This is a genomic window from Xenorhabdus sp. TS4 (genome assembly GCF_014467265.1).
Lineage (GTDB): Bacteria > Pseudomonadota > Gammaproteobacteria > Enterobacterales > Enterobacteriaceae > Xenorhabdus > Xenorhabdus ehlersii.
This window is the reverse complement of the sequence record NZ_NKHQ01000001.1, coordinates 33,419-52,056: the sequence shown is the minus strand read 5'-3', so window position 1 is coordinate 52,056 and position 18,638 is coordinate 33,419. Positions and strand designations below refer to the sequence as shown.

General features: G+C 43.0%; 14 protein-coding genes and 1 rRNA gene. 8 read left to right on the top strand and 7 right to left on the bottom strand.

The features are described 5' to 3' along the window. Window positions 1–146 precede the first annotated feature (146 nt). Window positions 147–262, top strand: a 5S ribosomal RNA gene (gene rrf / locus Xets_RS00165). Window positions 263–319: 57 nt separating this feature from the next. Here the strand turns inward: rrf and Xets_RS00160 are convergent. After that, window positions 320–985 carry a GntR family transcriptional regulator gene (locus tag Xets_RS00160; protein ID WP_167450505.1) on the bottom strand — a complete coding sequence of 222 codons (666 nt, stop codon included), beginning with the start codon at window positions 983–985 and terminating at the stop codon, window positions 320–322. Window positions 986–1,391: 406 nt separating this feature from the next. On the opposite strand from Xets_RS00160, the gene Xets_RS00155 reads away from it, so the two are divergent. The 4 genes from Xets_RS00155 (at window position 1,392) to Xets_RS00140 (ending at window position 7,802) form a co-directional block, all read left to right on the top strand. Continuing rightward, complete coding sequence (locus tag Xets_RS00155) at window positions 1,392–2,171, top strand: LamB/YcsF family protein (RefSeq protein ID WP_187651016.1); 780 nt, start codon at window positions 1,392–1,394, stop codon at window positions 2,169–2,171. Window positions 2,172–2,198: 27 nt separating this feature from the next. Next, the gene (locus Xets_RS00150; protein ID WP_187651015.1) at window positions 2,199–3,827 is read left to right on the top strand and encodes an urea amidolyase family protein; all 1,629 of its coding nucleotides are present in this window, start codon (window positions 2,199–2,201) and stop codon (window positions 3,825–3,827) included. Continuing rightward, window positions 3,824–5,605, top strand: coding sequence for a biotin carboxylase N-terminal domain-containing protein (locus Xets_RS00145; protein WP_187651014.1), 1,782 nt, complete (start codon window positions 3,824–3,826; stop codon window positions 5,603–5,605). Before Xets_RS00150 ends, Xets_RS00145 begins: the two co-directional genes overlap by 4 nt. Window positions 5,606–5,699: 94 nt before the next feature. Next, window positions 5,700–7,802 (top strand): TonB-dependent receptor domain-containing protein, encoded by a 2,103-nt coding sequence (locus Xets_RS00140; protein WP_187651013.1) that lies wholly within the window; start codon window positions 5,700–5,702, stop codon window positions 7,800–7,802. Window positions 7,803–7,897: 95 nt separating this feature from the next. Here the strand turns inward: Xets_RS00140 and frdD are convergent, their stop codons facing one another. The 4 genes from frdD to frdA are packed head-to-tail and all read right to left on the bottom strand — an operon-like array spanning window position 7,898 to window position 11,201. Further along, the gene (gene frdD, locus Xets_RS00135; protein ID WP_187651012.1) at window positions 7,898–8,251 is read right to left on the bottom strand and encodes a fumarate reductase subunit FrdD; all 354 of its coding nucleotides are present in this window, start codon (window positions 8,249–8,251) and stop codon (window positions 7,898–7,900) included. Between the two features lie 16 nt (window positions 8,252–8,267). Next, window positions 8,268–8,663: a fumarate reductase subunit FrdC gene (gene frdC, locus Xets_RS00130; protein WP_187651011.1), complete on the bottom strand. Its 396-nt coding sequence runs from the start codon at window positions 8,661–8,663 to the stop codon at window positions 8,268–8,270. Between the two features lie 14 nt (window positions 8,664–8,677). Continuing rightward, a complete protein-coding gene (locus Xets_RS00125) occupies window positions 8,678–9,412 on the bottom strand; it encodes a succinate dehydrogenase/fumarate reductase iron-sulfur subunit (protein ID WP_187651010.1) in 735 nt (244 codons plus the stop codon). Beyond that, entirely contained in the window at window positions 9,405–11,201 is a 1,797-nt protein-coding gene (gene frdA, locus Xets_RS00120; protein ID WP_187651009.1) for a fumarate reductase (quinol) flavoprotein subunit, read from the bottom strand. The genes Xets_RS00125 and frdA overlap by 8 nt, the downstream gene beginning before the upstream one ends. A 596-nt stretch (window positions 11,202–11,797) precedes the next feature. On the opposite strand from frdA, the gene epmA reads away from it, so the two are divergent. Next, window positions 11,798–12,775, top strand: coding sequence for an elongation factor P--(R)-beta-lysine ligase (gene epmA, locus Xets_RS00115; protein ID WP_099130876.1), 978 nt, complete (start codon window positions 11,798–11,800; stop codon window positions 12,773–12,775). A gap of 88 nt (window positions 12,776–12,863) precedes the next feature. On the opposite strand, the gene glpQ is transcribed toward epmA, so the two are convergent. Both glpQ and glpT read right to left on the bottom strand, forming a co-directional pair. Beyond that, window positions 12,864–13,940 carry a glycerophosphodiester phosphodiesterase gene (gene glpQ / locus Xets_RS00110; protein ID WP_187651008.1) on the bottom strand — a complete coding sequence of 359 codons (1,077 nt, stop codon included), beginning with the start codon at window positions 13,938–13,940 and terminating at the stop codon, window positions 12,864–12,866. Window positions 13,941–14,418: 478 nt separating this feature from the next. Next, a complete protein-coding gene (gene glpT / locus Xets_RS00105; protein ID WP_099130874.1) occupies window positions 14,419–15,771 on the bottom strand; it encodes a glycerol-3-phosphate transporter in 1,353 nt (450 codons plus the stop codon). A gap of 978 nt (window positions 15,772–16,749) precedes the next feature. Here glpT and Xets_RS00100 point away from each other — a divergent pair. Further along, window positions 16,750–18,369: a thioester reductase domain-containing protein gene (locus tag Xets_RS00100; protein ID WP_244208643.1), complete on the top strand. Its 1,620-nt coding sequence runs from the start codon at window positions 16,750–16,752 to the stop codon at window positions 18,367–18,369. Further along, a complete protein-coding gene (locus Xets_RS00095) occupies window positions 18,357–18,539 on the top strand; it encodes an MbtH family NRPS accessory protein (protein WP_099130873.1) in 183 nt (60 codons plus the stop codon). Before Xets_RS00100 ends, Xets_RS00095 begins: the two co-directional genes overlap by 13 nt. Window positions 18,540–18,638: the final 99 nt, after the last annotated feature.

The following is an 18,638-nucleotide window of genomic DNA, read 5'->3' as shown; positions in this document are numbered from 1 at the left end:
CCGGGTGTGTAAGCGTTGCGAGACGTTGAGCTAACCGGTACTAATGACCCGTGCGGCTTAACCTGACAACACCGAAGGTGTTTTGGGGTTTGAGAGAGAGAAGTTTCAGAGAAAGCAGGCTTGTTCGGGATTGAAAACAGAATTTGTCTGGCGGCAATAGCGCGGTGGTCCCACCTGATCCCATGCCGAACTCAGCAGTGAAACGCCGTAGCGCCGATGGTAGTGTGGGGTCTCCCCATGTGAGAGTAGGACACTGCCAGACATTCAATCAGTCAGAGAAGCCATCCGTTACCGGATGGCTTTTTTGCGTTTAATTTTTTTAGGGTATTTGGTTATTTTTACGTGTATAAGCGGCCAATATCGCCCTTTCTGATAATTTCAGGTAATCTTTCATTGTCTTGGCGGCTTGTTCATTTTTTCCTGAATTGAGTAATTCCAGAATATGCGCGTTTTTATCGATATAAGGTGCATACAAAAGCTCAGGATCATTTAAAATACCAAAAGCCAGACGCAATTCTGCGGAAATATTGTGATAGAAAGCGATCAACCTATCACTATCAGTTAATTCTACGATCGCGGCATGAAAGTGCATATTTTCTGTTCCAGCACCAATCCAATCTTGTTGTTTGCGACATTGTTGAGCGACTTCAACGGCTTGTTTCATTTTGGCAATACTGGGATGCATTGGATAAGCCTGAGTAAGTGCCTGACATTCAATTAACTGTCGAACTCGATAGATATCAATAATGGATGCAATGTCGGGAGTTGCGACAAACACGCCACGATTAGGTTCATGTTTCAGCAGTCCTTCTTGCGTGAGAAGGCGGAACACTTCACGTAATGTATTTCGTGAAATTGCAAGCTGTTCACTCAACGCAGCTTCTGATAGTCGTTGCCCAGGTAATAACTCCCCAACAACCAATTTATTTCTGATGGTTTCAGCGATTCTTTTGCTCAAAATTTGGGGAGAATGGTTTTTTTTCATAGTCATCCGTTAGATTTAATGGCTGATAACAAACACCTTTAAAGCGTATACGAAAGCGAATCTTCACATATTCCTCGATAACCAGCAAGTTACAACTATCGAACCAATATAGGGCAATATTATTGTGTCCATTGCACCTAAATTGTGCATATTGACGATAAATCCAACGCAGAATGTTAATAAAGTGATCTCTATTGGATTTTGAAGATCGATAATACAAATTTGTTTGCTTATTTCCTCAGCAGGTCTTATTTATTGTTCAACAATATATTCATTTTAATCAAACAATCTGCTTCTTTAGTTTCACAATATTAAAAAACAATAAGTTATATTTTTACGTGGTACATGGGCGCCATGTCTGTCGGTTCAATCTTTGAGTTTTTGAAATCAGCTTAGGGAAATCATCATGATAAAAACAATCGATTTAAATAGTGATCTCGGTGAAAGTTTTGGTCAATGGCGCATGGGAAATGATGAAGAAATACTGGGTATCGTTAGTAGTGCTAACGTTGCTTGTGGTTTTCATGCGGGTGATCCGGTTGGAATTTTGCAAACATTGAAATCAGCGCAGAGAAATAATGTAGCAATAGGTGCCCATGTTTCTTATCCCGATTTGGTTGGTTTTGGGCGACGTAAAATGGATATAGCCAATGATGAACTCACCGCTGATGTTATTTACCAGATTGGTGCCTTGCAAGGATTGGCTACGGTGGCAGGTACTAAAGTGAGTTATGTCAAACCTCATGGCGCGCTTTATAACACGATCGCAAATGACGAATATCAGGCAATTGCTGTTATTGAAGGAATTCTGGCGATAGATCCCAACCTTGCATTGGTTGGTCTGGCGGGATCAAACATTCTCAAATTAGCTCAGGAAAGCGGACTGAGAACCATAGCAGAAGCGTTTGCTGATCGTGCTTATACCTCACAAGGGGAGTTAGTTTCCCGTCGTGAAAAGGGATCTGTTTTGTATGATGCCGATCTCGTTGCTCAACGCATGTTGCAATTGGTGACAGAAGGGGGAGTTGAGTCAATTGATGGCAAATTTACCCCTATTCAGGCGGATTCAATTTGCGTGCATGGTGATACTCCTGGTGCGGTAGTGATGGCAAAACAGGTCAAGGCAGTTTTGCAGCAGGCGGGAATGACTATTCGGCCATTCATTTATAAGTATGGATCGCATTGATATGGTTAATCATTTTGGGAGATAGCCTTGCGTTTTTTACCTGTTAATAGCAACACCATAATGGTTGAATTGAGTGGATTGGAAGAAACACTGGCTCTGCTTGATTCACTGAATATGGCACCTATTTTGGGGATTGAAGAAATTATTCCGGCAGCGAGAACGCTGATGGTCCGTTTTCGGCCGACAAAAATCTCAATCCAACAATTGGCGGCAGAAATCAGTAGCCGGGATTTGCAAGAGCGCAGTCATACAACAGGAAAAAGCATAGAAATTCTTGTGCATTACAACGGTGATGATCTCGCATTGGTTGCGGAAATATTGGGATGTCCCGTTCAGGAGGTTATCCAGCAACATACTGAAAATGAATATACTGTAGCCTTCACTGGCTTTGCCCCTGGGTTTGCCTATATGGTATCGAATACCTCACAATGGAATATACCTCGCCGAAAAACCCCCAGGACACGCATTCCGGCAGGTGCGGTTGCATTAGCAGGGGAATTCAGCAGCATTTATCCGCAGGCAAGTCCCGGAGGATGGCAGCTTATCGGCATTACGACCGAACGTATGTGGGATCTTTCCCGCCCATCTCCGGCCTTATTGCAACCGGGTTATCGTGTTAACTTTCGAGATGCTGGGCGTCATCCCACAACAATTAGTTTACCTGAAACGGGTTCACCCGAAACTAATCCGCTTGAAACGCCGGACAGTAACATCGCCGCTGCTTCATCGGTTTCCTGTTATCTGGAAATTTTGTCTGTGGGATTACAAACCTTATTTCAAGATCTGGGGCGGGTTGGTCAGGCAAAATTGGGGATCTCAGAATCGGGAGCAATGGATAAAAGTGCTTTGCGCAGCGCAAACCGTATTGTTGGTAATCCCTCTGACCAGGCTTGTCTGGAAATCGTTCAGGGCGGGTTTAAGGCGATCGCATATAGACAGATGCTGATTGCGATTACAGGAGCGCCATGTCCAATAGAGATCAAAACGCCATCGGGTGAAATATTACAAGTGAATACTTACCAACCAATTGATTTAAACGATGGTGATGAAATTTCCTTGGGTATTCCTGTCGCTGGAATGCGTTCTTATTTATCGGTACGTGGCGGCTTTACTGTTCCAGCCATTTTATCCAGTCATTCATTTGATACTCTGTCCAATATTGGGCCTGCTCCGTTGAAAATGAATGATAAATTAATTGTCGGTGAAACATCCCACTGTGTAGCGATATCTGTCTCTGAAACTCTGGCTTTTGATATGCCAAATAAAGATGAAATCGTAGTATTGGACGTCATATTTGGCCCGCGTACAGATTGGTTTACGCAAGAGTCCATCGACTTATTGAGCAAACAAATTTGGCAGGTAACACCTCAATCCAGTCGGATTGGTTTGAGGCTAAATGGTGAATGCTCACTATCGCGAATTAAATTACAAGAACTACCCAGTGAAGGAACATGCACAGGGGCGATACAAATTCCGGCCAGTGGGCAGCCGGTACTATTTTTGGCTGACCATCCATTGACTGGAGGATATCCGGTGATCGCTTCAGTAGCCGATTATCATCTCGATCTTGCTGGTCAGATCCCCGTCAATGCCAAAATTCGGTTCAACCCCATTAGCCAATTCCATGAAATTCAAGGGAGTAGTGATTTTCCATGAACACCGCTGTGAACAATTTAAATAACAAGATTAATAAGAAAGTGCTGATTGCCAACCGTGGTGAAATTGCTGTTCGGATCATTCGAGCTTGCCACGATTATGGCGTACAGACAGTCGCTGTCTATGCGGATGTCGATATCAACGCACAACACGTCCAACTGGCTGATGAGGCTTATGCTTTGGGAGGAAATAGCCCTACAGAAACTTACCTCAATATTCCTCGTTTGCTAGATGTAGCGAAGAGATCTGGGGCAACCATGGTACATCCAGGTTACGGTTTTTTGTCTGAGCGAGCGGAATTTGCTCAGGCAGTGATTGATGCGGGTTTAACTTGGATTGGCCCTAACCCTGAAACGATTGATGAGCTGGGAGACAAGGTTAAGGCGCGTAAGATAGCCCAGAAAGTGGGAGCGCCGTTGGTTGTCGGGACATCTGAGCCAGTCAAAAATGAACAGGAAGTTATTGCTTTTGCGGAACAGTATGGCTTGCCGATTGCTATCAAAGCGGCTTTTGGTGGTGGTGGACGAGGTTTGAAAGTTGCCTGGCGCATGGATGAAGTTGCAGAACTTTATCACTCCGCGGTACGTGAGGCGACAGCGGCATTTGGTCGTGGCGAATGTTTTATTGAGCAATTTTTGGATAAACCACGCCATATCGAAGTACAGGTCATTGCGGATAAACAGGGTAATGTGGTGGTACTTGGCACCCGTGACTGCTCTTTACAACGTCGTAACCAAAAGTTAGTGGAAGAAGCGCCCGCGCCATTTTTAACTCAGGAACAACGAGAATATATTCATCAGTCAGCAAAAGCCATTTGTGAGGAAGCTAATTATGTGGGAGCTGGCACAGTAGAATTTTTACTGAGCACAGAGGGAACATTTTCTTTCTTGGAAGTAAATACTCGCTTACAAGTGGAACATCCTGTGACAGAAGAGACAACAGGTATTGATCTGGTTATCGAGCAGTTGCGGATAGCGGAAGGTTATCCATTAAGCACTCAGGAAACACCGATCCCAAGAGGGCATTCGTTTGAATTTCGTATTAATGCGGAAGATGCGGCTAAAGGTTTCCTGCCAACATCAGGCACAATCACCGAATTTATTCCGCCTGCTGGCCCTGGTATTCGTCTGGACTCGGGTGTGATTAATGGCTCTACAATTCCGGCCACCTTTGATTCACTAATGGCAAAATTAATTGTCACAGGGTCGACTCGAGAACAGGCCATTGTTCGGGCACGTCGGGCATTGAAAGAATTTAAGATCTGTGGCGTAGCCTCCGTTTTGCCTTTCCATCAAGCGGTAATGGCGCATCCTGATTTTATTTCTGGTGATAAATTCAATGTCTATACCCGCTGGATTGAAACAGATTTTGTGAATGAACTAGAGGCTTCATTACGTCAGTTTCCGCATGAAGATAAAAATATTACCCGTACTTTTATTGAGATCGATGGCCGCAGGCATGAATTGGGATTGCCCCCGGATTTATTGGCGGGATTGGTGAATTTAGCCCCTGTGGGTGAACAGCCGTTTTCGTCACCTGTCATAAAGGAAAAACTGCGGGAAGATCCCCGTCAGGTAAAAGCTCCTATTTCCGGTATCCTGCATTCTTGGACGATTAAAGAAGGTGAGCAAGTCAGTGAAGGCGATGTGATTGCCGTGATGGAAGCCATGAAAATGGAAGTACAAATCAATGCTCATCGTTCAGGAAAAATCACATTCTGTTCCCAAACAGGGAATTATCAGGATGCAGGAAGTATTCTGGCTAATATAGGTGAGTAATTAATATACCTCATTCTCGTCTTTAAAGTTATTTACATTTCTCTTAGAAATGTAAATAATAATGCTTCTCAATAGTATTTTTGCCTGAAAATAAATGTCTAAAATTACCAAAATTTACGCTAGCCTGGCGAAAAGTGGCCTGTGTGTTCCTTTGATGTCCGCATCTATGCTGACAGTCGCTATCTCTACCAACGCATTTGCAAATGCTGAAAATACGACTAAGAAATCGACTAATACTAGCGATACATTGGTTGTTATTGCGGATAACAATGCCCAAGGTGCACCAGAAGATAGAAAAGTCAGCCGTAATGAAATCAGAGTTAAACAAGCACAAAGTGTCGGTGAGATTTTAAAGAATGTACCGGGCGTACAAGCCGGTCACCCTAGCGCTTTAGGGCAACGTTTTAAAATTCGTGGCATGGATGATCAATTCATCAACGTGACGATTGATGGCGCAAGGCAAGAAGGATATCACTTCCACCATGCAGGAAATTATGGCATCGATCCTGAAATGTTGAAGCAAGTTGATATAAAAGTCGGTAGTAACAGTATTACCCACGATATCGGTGCTATTAGTGGTGCATTAAAATTTGAGACTGTTGATGCCGGTGATCTGTTAGAGCCAGGACAACTCTTTGGCGCTAAAGGAAAATTAAACTACTCAAGCAATGGTTCTGAATTCCAACAATCCTTAGCGACCTATGGTCGATTGGGTGCTGCTGATTTGTTAGGTTACTTTACCCATCGCAATATGCACGACTCTAAATCTGGCAGAGATAATAGCGGGCGAGACTCAATCCCGACAGATGGAAGGTTATTCAATTACTTATTAAAAGCGAAATTTAATCTGACAGATGAACAGTATATTAATGTATCAAAAGAACATTATAAAAATGATGCGGTAACCAATCATAGGTTAAATTTTGGTAATGATGTCAGCCCTAAAGTAAATAACGGAAATAAAGCGAAGTACGCTATTGATCGTGATACCCACAGTATCCTTTATGGATATACGCCAGTTGATAATGACCTGATTGATCTAAAACTAACCGCTTATCATACTAAACAAACCTCTACCCATATGAAGTCTGTAAGCGGAAATGGGAAAGGATTCGATAGTTTTGTTAAGACCCAAGGTATTAAAGTTCGTAATATTTCTAGTTTTGATACCCAAAAGTTGGCTCATGCTTTAACTTATGGATATGAATATTTTGATACCAGAATGGGATATACGGATGTAACAGAGAATGCATATAAAAAAGAAACAGAAAGAGGAAATGCATCATCTGTTTATTTAGAGGATGATATTCAATTGGCTGATTTCCACATCATACCGGGTGTTAGATGGGATCACTACAAATATCACACTATTAATAATAATGAATCTTTTGACAGAACCTATGCTCGTTTCTCAAAAGCACTCGGATTAAAATACGAGTTTGGGGCGTCCACAACATTATTTGCCAACTATACCGAACTATTTAGGGGGCCATTAGGTAAAGAACTGGGTAGGGGATTAAGCGACCATAGTAATAACCTGAAAGCCACAACGGGTTATAACTTGGAAACGGGTGTGGCAGGTACTTATCCTGGTGTTTTTGCTGACAATGACTCGCTGGTTGTATTAGGTAAAGTATTCCAAACAAACTTTAAAAACCTGTCTACAACTTTAGCCAAGAATGAGCTGCATAATATCCCGAAAGCCAGACTGCAAGGGTTTGAATTAGCGACGAGCTATAAACTGGATAATTTGTCTTTAAAAGCCACTTATGCCAAAGTCAATAACAAGATTATTGAAGGTAATGGGCTGTTTGATAAGGCCTTTACCAGAGGATTAGAGTTTGGACCATCAGTGGGTGACTCTATCACAGTAGGTGGTAGTTACTTATTTGACACAACTGACATTGAACTTGGCTGGAATACCCGCTTTGTTCTGTCAAAGAACTCAAAAGGTAAAGACACAAATGAGAAGAAAGAAGCCATTGTTGTTGATGTACATAAACAGGGATATGGCGTAAGTAATATGTATGTCTCTTGGGCGCCAAAAACCGGTGTATTTAAAAATACTGAACTCCTGTTTGGTATCGATAATATGTTCGATAAACGCTACAGAGAACATTCTTACTACTTGGGTACAACACCAGGACAAGAAGAGAAAGGCCGCACATATAAAGCGACAATTTCTTATAAGTTCTAATGAGCATATCTTAAAGGCTGCAAAAATACCTTTCGTAACAAGTCTGCGGTTTATCCGCAGACTTGTTTCAGGATAGCTTGCCAGAATTAGCGCAATTACAGCGTAAAAATCCCAATTAAAGCAATAACAGTTAAAATCGCGGCTGCACCATAAAACACCCACTTACTGGCGGGAACATGGATTTGCAGATCGTGCATACCATGATGCAGGCGGTGCAAACCACACCATAAAGGCAGGCTAATCATCAACAGTAAAAAGATGCGGCCAATAAAACTCTGGCAAAATGTCAGGATGCGTTCATAAGAAAGCGCTTCTGGCGCCAATCCCAGTGGCAGCAAGATACCCAGCAGCAGAATAATTGCTGGCCCAACAATCGCGTTCCACATACCGCCGGCACCAAACAGCCCCCAGAAAATCGGTTCATCAGAACGTTTAGGTACTTGATTCATCAGCTCCTCCTTGGGGTTAGAAAAACAGGGCTACGCCGAGGATCACGACGGTAGCAATAATCGTGATTGCCCATAGCAACTTGATAATCGGCCCTGGCGGCATTTTCTCATTCTTAACGATGATATTGAGTGCCTTGGGAGCCAGTTCAAACCAGGTTTTGGTATGCAGTAATGTAGCCAGCAGGGTGATGATATTAATCAGCAGCACCAATGGATTTTGCAGAAAAGAGACAAACCCAGCCCAGCTTTCAGGGCCACCTTTCAGGGCAAACAGACCGTAAAGTACCAAGACACTGAACCAAACGGTGGGGATGGCTGTCCCTTCACGTAACATATAGAAGCGGTAAAAACCCAGTTTACGCCACCAATTAGATTCCATACCGCGCACATAAGGCTTACGTTTTGGCGTCATTACTCTCTCCTCCCTTATTGTGGTTTCAGCATGGAGATAAGGAAATCTTTGGCGCTTTCTGCCTTGCTCTGTTGAATCGCACCGGCAGGATCAACATGTTTCGGGCACACTTCAGAGCAGTAACCGACAAAAGTACAAGACCAGACGCCATTATCGCTGTTGATTTGCGGCATGCGTTCTTTCTTGCCGTGGTCGCGGCTATCAAGGTTATAGCGATGTGCCAGTGTGACCGCGGCAGGTCCAATGAATTCAGGATTTAAGCCAAATTGGGGACAGGCGGCGTAGCACAGGCCACAATTGATACAACCGGAAAACTGATGGTATTTCGCCATTTGGGCAGGGGTCTGCACATTCGGGCCATCGGCGGGTTTACGATCATTGCCAATGATATAAGGCTTGATAGCTTCCAGGCTCTCAATAAAGTGAGTCATATCCACAACCAAATCCCGCTCAATAGGGAAATTGCTTAGTGCTTCGACTTTCATTCCTTGAGCATAATCGCGCAGGAACGTTTTACAGGCCAGTTTTGGTACACGGTTTACCATCATGCCGCAGGAACCACAGATTGCCATACGGCAGGACCAGCGGTAGGAGAGGTCCGGCGCCAGATTGTCCTTGATGTAACCCAATGCATCCAGCAGTGAAGTTTGTTCATCGTAAGGCACTTCATAAGTGACGAAATGGGGGGTACTGTCACTTTCCGGGTTATAGCGCATGACTTCCATTTTCAGATTGTTCATCTCAGCCATTCGCTTGCTCCTTCTGTTTTTTCTCTTGTGCAGCCGCTTCGCCCCCATAGACGCGTTTCGCTGGTTGAGATTTGGTGATCTTCACATCACTGTATTCCAGACGTGGGGCACCTTCTGGGTTATAGAACGCCAGTGTATGTTTCAGGAAGTTCTCATCATCACGTTCGGTACAGCCTTCATCAAGGCGTTGGTGGGCGCCGCGGGACTCTTTGCGATTCATGGCAGAATGCGCCATACATTCAGCGACGTCCAAACCAAATCCTAATTCAATGGCGTAGAGCAGATCGGTATTGAATACATTGGAACGGTCGCTAATTTCGATATGTTTGAAACGTTCTTTCAGTTCGGCAATTTTATCGATAGTTTTCTGCATTAGCTCTGGTGTACGATAAATTCCGCAGCCTTCTTCCATTGAAGTTCCCAGTTCATCGCGGATTTTCGCCCAGTTTTCGCCGCCTTTCTGATTCAGCAACTTATTGAGTTTATCTTCAACATCACGAGATTGAGCATCCAATACGCTATTATTGGCGGGTTTCACTTCCTGGATATGTTTGGCTGCTTCTTCACCGGCCAGGCGGCCAAAGACAACTAATTCAGCCAGCGAGTTAGAACCAAGGCGGTTTGCACCATGCAAGCCAATAGAAGAGCATTCACCGACAGCGAACAATCCTTTGATGCGAGTTTCACCCTGTTGATTCGTTTCGATTCCGCCCATAGTGTAATGTGCAGTTGGACGAACAGGGATTGGTTCTTTGACCGGATCAACGCCGACGTAGGCTTTTGCCAGCTCACAGATAAATGGCAGACGTTCGAGCAGCTTTTTCTCACCTAAATGACGCAAATCCAGATGTACTACATCGCCACGCGGCGTTGCGATGGTGCGGCCTGCCCGCCATTCATGCCAGAACGCTTGAGACACTTTGTCACGCGGGCCTAATTCCATATATTTGTTTTCAGGATGTCCAAGTGGCGTTTCTGGCCCCAAGCCATAATCCTGTAGATAACGATAGCCATCTTTGTTCACCAGAATCCCGCCTTCACCACGACAGCCTTCGGTCATCAAAATACCGGAACCCGGCAGGCCGGTTGGGTGATATTGCACAAATTCCATATCGCGTAATGGTATGCCGTGACGGAACGCAATTCCCATGCCATCACCCGTGACAATGCCACCATTAGTGTTATAACGGTATACACGTCCGGCACCGCCAGTCGCCATAATGACCGCATTAGCGCGGATCTGAACTTTCGTCCCTTCCATCATATTTAGCGCAACTAACCCGCGTGCTTGTCCTTCATCCACTAAAATATCGAGGACAAAATGCTCATCAAAGCGCTGGATTTGTGGATACTTGAGTGAAGTCTGGAACAGTGTATGGAGCATATGGAAACCGGTCTTATCTGCGGCAAACCATGTGCGTTCAATTTTCATGCCCCCGAAACGACGTACGTTCACAGAACCGTCATCCTTGCGGCTCCACGGGCAGCCCCATTGCTCCAGTTGGATCATTTCTGTTGGGCAATGCTTGACGAAATATTCAACCACATCTTGCTCACACAGCCAGTCACCACCGGATACAGTGTCATTGAAATGAAAATCATAGGAATCGTGCGATTGAGTGACTGCGGCAGATCCGCCTTCTGCGGCCACCGTATGGCTACGCATAGGATAAACTTTTGAGAGCAAGGCGATTTTGAGTTGAGGATTAGCTTCAGCCGCCGCGATGGCGGCTCGTAGCCCTGCACCACCGGCTCCGATAATCGCAAGGTCAACATTGAAGGTTTGCACTGCTCTTCTCCATTGTTCAAGTGGGAGTCAATCTACTATTTTTTATACGGTTTAATTATAGCGAAGAGTGCAGGAGGTAAATTTGATATGGATGCGGGTTTTGCGGGTTTTTACCTGTAAAACGTGATCTAACGCATGTTTTTACTTATTTTAATGTTGCATGTTAATATAGGTTATAACTTCATTAATATGGCTTATATAAAAGTAAATGATGAAATTAATTAGTTTGGATAACAATATGGTTTTTATTATAAATTTATATAATTAACCCTTTTTTATTGATATGAAACATTAGAGTGCAGATTTATCAGATAATAGGCTAAAAATAATGTTAATTAATTTTTTGTATTTATGTGATTGACAAATAATAGTATTTTTTACTTTGTAAAAACATTTTATTTAACCACGATTGACTATAGATGAACACTATATTCTAAATATAAATAAATGGATAACGAATATAGTTAACAAGGCCACAAATTAAAAAATTAAGTGTATAAAGAATAAGTGTATAAAGAAATTGAGGGTAATGAATTGTCTGGTACGCTTGATGAAGGTAAACTGCGCGTTTTGTTTTATTTTGGAGTCATAGAAATATGAACGAAAACGCGAATTGGCAGCCAAGTGCCCCTATCGCCAATTTATTGAAAAGGGCAGAGATTTTAGCAGAAATACGGCGCTTCTTCGCAGATCGTGGGGTGTTGGAAGTTGAAACGCCTGTCATGAGTCAGGCGACTGTCACCGACGTTCATTTGGTACCTTTCCAGACACAGTTCGTTGGGCCGGGAGCGGCAGATGGCTTGACTCTGTACCTGATGACTAGCCCTGAATACCACATGAAACGTCTGCTGGCAGCCGGCAGCGGTTCTATTTATCAGATGGGGAAAAGTTTCCGCAATGAGGAAGCAGGTCGTCATCATAATCCAGAGTTCACCATGCTGGAATGGTATCGTCCCCACTACGACATGTATCGCCTGATGAATGAAGTAGATGATCTGTTGCAACAGATCCTGGATTGTGAAAGCGCTGAGTCGCTTTCTTACCAACAGGCTTTCATGCGATATCTGGATATTGATCCCCTTACCGCAAGCAAAGAAAAATTGCGTGAAGTGGCGGCGAAACTCGATCTCAGCAATATTGCTGATCAGGAAGAAGATCGGGATACCTTATTGCAACTACTTTTTGTCATGGGCGTAGAAACTCAGATTGGTATTGAAAAACCAACGTTTATCTATCATTTCCCAGCCTCTCAAGCGGCATTGGCGGAAATCAGCAAGGAAGATCACCGTGTTGCGGAGCGTTTTGAAGTCTATTTTAAAGGCATGGAGTTGGCGAATGGCTTTCGTGAACTGACCGACAGCAATGAACAACGTCTTCGTTTCGAACAGGATAACCGTAAGCGTGAAGAGATGGGCTTGCCGGTGCAGCCGGTTGATGAATACCTGATTGCTGCTCTTGCCCACGGAATGCCTGAATGTGCAGGTGTAGCATTAGGGGTGGATCGTTTGATTATGCTGGCATTGGGTGCTGAGCGGATTAGTGAGGTTATCGCTTTTCCTGTGGGGATCTCGTAACAAAATCATTTACGTCATCTATCTGATGCAATTTAGTCATGGGGCAGTCCGGAACTGCCCCTTTGTTTTTCTACGTTATTTGCGCTGATTATTTATGTTCGTGATGTTTTCTCAGGAATTTCACTGCCAAATCAGGGAAATCTGTGAATGCCCCATCGACATTGGCCTTGTCGAAAACGATATCAAACAATTGGTTGCCGCTGGTGGCATATTTTGGTAATTGATCGATACGGATGGTATACGGGTGTACCGCCAGATGGCTAGCGTGAGCCTCTTTTACCATGCCAGTTAATTTAATGTGGTTTGGCATAGAGTCACTGGCGATAAGCATATGGTAATCAGGGCCGATTCCATCAGCATATTTTGCTACTTCTTTCATCGCACCAGGTTTAAACATCCAGTCATAGCTATAATTCTGCCATGTACCATCTGATTTTTGTTCGTACGTTTCCTTCCAATCGGTGTAAGCAATAAGCTGAATCAGTTTCAGATCCATTCCCAGTTTCGGTTCTAGTTCATTTTTGATGCGTTTGAGTTCATTGGCATCAAAACATTGCAGATAAACTTTATCGCTCTTTTTGGTGTAGCCATATTGTTTCAGAACCTCCAGCACTTTGCTGGTGATATCTTTGCCTTCCTGGCGATGGAACCACGGTGCTTTGATTTCAGGGTAAATGCCAATGTCTTTGCCTGTGGATTTATTCAGACCTTGAATAAACTCAAGCTCTTCCTGAAAAGTATGGATGCGGAAATCTGATTTACCCATTGGAAAACGTCCAGGATAGCTTTGGACTTTTTTGCCATCCTTGATATCAAAACCTTCGGTAAATTTCAGTGACTTAATTTCTGGCAGGGTAAAGTCGATGGCATAATAGCGGCCGTCAGCGCGGGCGCGGTCTGGAAAACGTTCTGCGACATCCGTTATGCGATCAAGATAGTGATCGTGCAGTACAATAAGCTGGTCATCTTTGGTCATGACCAGATCTTGCTCCAGATAATCCGCACCTTGTGCATAAGCCATTGCTTTGGCGGGTAGTGTGTGTTCAGGCAAATAACCACTAGCGCCACGATGAGCGATAACGATCTTATCTGCTGCATGTGCAATGCCTGACATGGATGATGCTAACAGAATACCGGCCATAATTGCCTTAATAGGGGTCTGCATTGGGGTTCTCCATTTTTATAGAAAATAATGACATAACACAATCCTAAACATTAACTATTATTAATAGTATGTCACAGTTTTATGACATAAAAAATTTTCTCTAAGTTATTTTTATATCCCGTCTTATTTTAGCTGTTATTAAATGAACAATATTCTAATATAGAATAGGTTTTTTATTACTAATTAATGGGTCATTGGAAAAGCATTAGTTTATATAATATGAGAATAGAGCGTGTAAAATATGGATTACATAATAATCTTAATATACCAGTCATTCTTGTGATTAAGATTGAACATCTTGAAAGTATTAAATCAAAAGATTGTTAATACAGTATAGATATGAAGAAGATATTCATAAGTAAAAGTAAGCAACGTATTTAAGATGCATATACTTGATTGTCCTATAACCTATGGAATCGCAGTACAATAAAATTGTACTGCGATTGATAGGGTTATTAATCAGCGTCTTTCCGTTATATCACTGGCCTTGACGAGCAATTTCCTGCTTATGTTTGCTTTCGCTTAACATAACAAACAACAGCAGAATAACAGAGAGGATGCTACCGCCGATCATAACCATAAAGCCGCCGTCCCAACCGAAATAGTCAACGGTATAGCCGACGATGATACTGGCCGCAACTGAACCCCCCAGATAGCCAAACAGACCGGTAAAGCCGGCGGCTGTTCCTGCCGCTTTTTTCGGCGCTAATTCCAGGGCATGGAGGCCGATTAGCATCACCGGACCGTAAATCAGGAAGCCGATAACCAGCATACAGAGCATATCAATATCAGGGTTACCTTCCGGGTTCAGCCAGAATACGATAGTGGCGATGGTGACAAGGGTCATGAAGAATACGCCAGTGGCACCACGGTTGCCTTTAAATACTTTGTCAGACATCCAACCACATAGCAGCGTACCTGGAATACCTGCGTATTCATACAGGAAGTAAGCCCAGGAAGACTTATCCATGGTAAAGTCTTTCACTTCCTTCAAATAAGTGGGTGACCAGTCAAGAATACCGTAGCGCAGTAAATAGACGAATACGTTGGCAATGGCGATCATCCACAACAATTTATTCGGCAAAACGTACTGCATGAAAATTTCTTTTGCGGTCAGCTCTTTTTCGTTTTTTTCCGTATAATCGGGTGGATAGTCGTTTTTATACTCTTCGATGGCTGGTAAGCCACAGGATTGTGGTGTATCGCGCATTAAAGCGAAAACGATGACTGCCACGATGATAGCCGCAAAGGCTGGCATGTAAAACGCAGCTTTCCAGTCATTGAACCAAGCCATCCCCAACATGAACAGTAATGGTGGCACGCCTCCGCCAACGTTATGCGCACAGTTCCAGACAGAAACAATTCCGCCCCGCTCTTTCTGTGACCACCAGTGAACCATGGTACGTCCGCAAGGAGGCCAACCCATACCCTGGAACCAGCCGCAGAAGAACAGCAGGGTAAACATGATAGCAATGCTGGAAGTCGCCCATGGCACAAAGCCCATAATCAACATCACTACTGCCGCCAGTATCAAACCTGCGGGCAGGAAAACACGTGGATTCGAGCGGTCGGAAATGGAACCCATGATGAATTTTGAGAAGCCGTATGCAATTGATATGCCTGACAAGGCAAAGCCAAGATCTCCCTTAGAAAAGCCTTGTTCGATCAAGGCAGGTATGGCGAGAGCAAAGTTTTTTCTTACCAGGTAGTAAGCTGCATATCCGAAGAAGATCCCTATAAAAATTTGCCAGCGCAAGCGACGATAGAGTGGATCTATTTCCTGCGCAGGCAACCGAGCCTTATGAGGCGCCGGCTTGAAAATACTTAACATATTTTTGTCTCCACGTGACTTTTGTATGAGCGAATCACCACCATCAAACAGTGATGGCGTTAAACGAAAAATTTTAGCTATTTATTTTCTATATCGAAGCTAATATTAGCTGAAAACAACCTTGTATGACTGTGAGGTGTCGCTAACATATAGATATAATTTCGCAAAGTCGATAATTTTGAGTGATTTAGCACTTTTTTTGAATACAATTTATTTATGTTAGTGTGATGAGTGTCACAATAAACGGCCTTTTTGGTTATTTTTTATTTTTGCACGTTTAAAGTTCGTATATATTCTCGACCAAATAAACGCTCATTATTATTAGGGGAATATGTCTGATGTAGTAACCATGAAAAAGTCAGATAAATATAACCCACACAAATGTTCCTATTATAAAAATTATTTAATAAATAACTGTTGGTGTTTTTCTGTTTTTTGCTTTTAACAAGTTGTACTATTTGCCTGGTAGTGTTTTAAATAACGTTCTCACTTATTCATGTGATTTATTTTTATTTACATGCTTTGCGTTTTTTATAACACGGTTATAAATAAAGTGTTTGAAATTAAAATTCAAAATGATGGATATTACTACAAATAGTTATTCATGCTCATGATGGTAGTTTTTATGTAGGGTTGGATGACTATTTTATGAGGTAAAATATAATAATATCAGTATGTTAATTAAAATTGGCTACAGATTGTATAGGCGTAATACACTCTGTCTTCCAAATAATGATTGGCTTTATTTAAGTTGATTGTTTAATTAATAAAAGATTACAAATTAATACTAATTAATATATTTATTAAATTTGCAATAAATTTTTGTAATTTATTTTTCTGATCCAGTTAGCGTCAACATAAGGTATTTGAAAATACTGAATGCAGACAAAAATTGGAAGATAACGACTACCAGCATTGATGCCTCTATTCATCATGAAAAGTGATGAAATCAATGGGGCTTAGAATGAGAGTATCATTATGAATACTTACACACACAAGGCAATATTACACACAGCATTTACTACTGGGCAAAAAAATTCTCCTGTTGTTGAACCTGAATTTAATCGTAATATCAGTCATATGACAGCAGAGCTAGAACCGTGGTTTAAGAACGTTCCTTCTCAGTTAGCTGAGTTGGCAAAAAGTATACAAAATGAGATAGCTGTTTCTGATCCCCATGAAACGCTGACATTTGGTGAATTGGATCAACGCATTGAGAATGCGGCACATGTTTTGCCTCATTTCGGTGCCAAAATGGGTAGCATAGCCGCTATCCTGGATGAAATGATCGCTGAACGTCAGGCAAACCCTGCTCAGTTTGTAGGAACATACCATAGTGCAGCGTTAATTCGTCAGCATGTGGAGACGCTCAGGAATGATGTTTACCTAAAAGAAGAGGTTTGTCCCGATGGGTTGGCTCATGCCAATTGGTATCAGCCAGATAAAGTATTACTGACAGGCGCGACCGGATATCTTGGGCTGCACTTGCTGGAACAGTTGCTGAAACAGACCTCGGCCAGAATTATTTGCTTGTGCCGTGCATCTGATGCAGAACATGCCCGTGAAAGAATCAAGTCTGGATTCAAAAATTACCATATTGATGTAGGTCACGGGCTTGAGCGTGTAGATTTTATTATCGGTGATTTGAGGCTGCCGCGTTTTGGTTTGTTACCGGAGTCATGGATGCAACTGGCAGAAGAGGTTGATGTTATTTACCACAACGGAGCATTGGTTAATTTTATCTATCCTTATAGTGCTCTGAAAAATATCAACGTTGACAGTACCCGAACAGCGTTGGAGCTGGCCTGTACTGCGCGCTTGAAACATTTTCATTATGTCTCTTCTGTAAACGCACTGTATGCCACGCAGTCGCCTCGCCCCTATATGGAAGATGATCGTGCCATGAGTGAGTCGGTTTGTGATCCTTCCGGTTATTCAGGAAGTAAATGGGTATCAGAAGGGATCATTAATATTGCCCGTCAAAGGGGCGTTCCCGTTAGCATTTATCGGCCAGGGTTGATCCTCGGACATACCTTTACAGGAGCGGTACAAGTTAATGATTATCTGATTGCCTCCTTGAAAGGTTATTTGGCGATGGGTTTTTATCCCGACCATGCCCTATTGCTGGATATCGTTCCAGTTGATTATGTGGCGGCTTCGCTGGTGCATATCTCCAAACAGCCGGCGTCTAATGGGAAATTCTTTAATCTGTTCAACCCAGAGCAGGTTTCTATCCAGCAATTTTTCGGTTGGGTGCAAGATTTTGGTTATGTCCTCAATCCTGTTCCATTTAATGAGGGTAAAGATAAGATCCTGGCGCTAGATGATACTCATCCATTATATCCCTTGATCCCACTGATCAGAGATATGACTGAAAGACCTTATCGTGCACTCGATCCGGCTTATGTTGATGAACTCTTCCCTGAATTGGAACTGAAAAATACGCTGGCGGGGTTAGCGGGAAGTCATATCCGTTGCCCCACAATTACGGCTGGATACGTCCATCAAGTATTACGTTATCTGATCGGTATTGGATTCTTACCGGCTGCCCTTCCTTTCAGAAGCTTCAAAAGGGAGGTTGTGTCATGGAACGGTTAATCAGCAACGAAGCCATGAATTGGATGGTCGTTACCAATGGTCAACAGCATTATTCGTTCTGGCCTGTTGAGTATGAAATCCCGATGGGATGGATGGTAATCGGCAAAACAGGAACGAAAGAAGAATGCTTGAACTATATTGCTAAAATTTGGCAGGAGCCAACAAGATAGACATTGTTGGTTGACATCGTTAACTAAATTATGGGCATGTTCCTGCGGGTTCATGCCCGTTTTATTTCTGTTTCTCAATGAGTTCCCAAGGAATTGGGG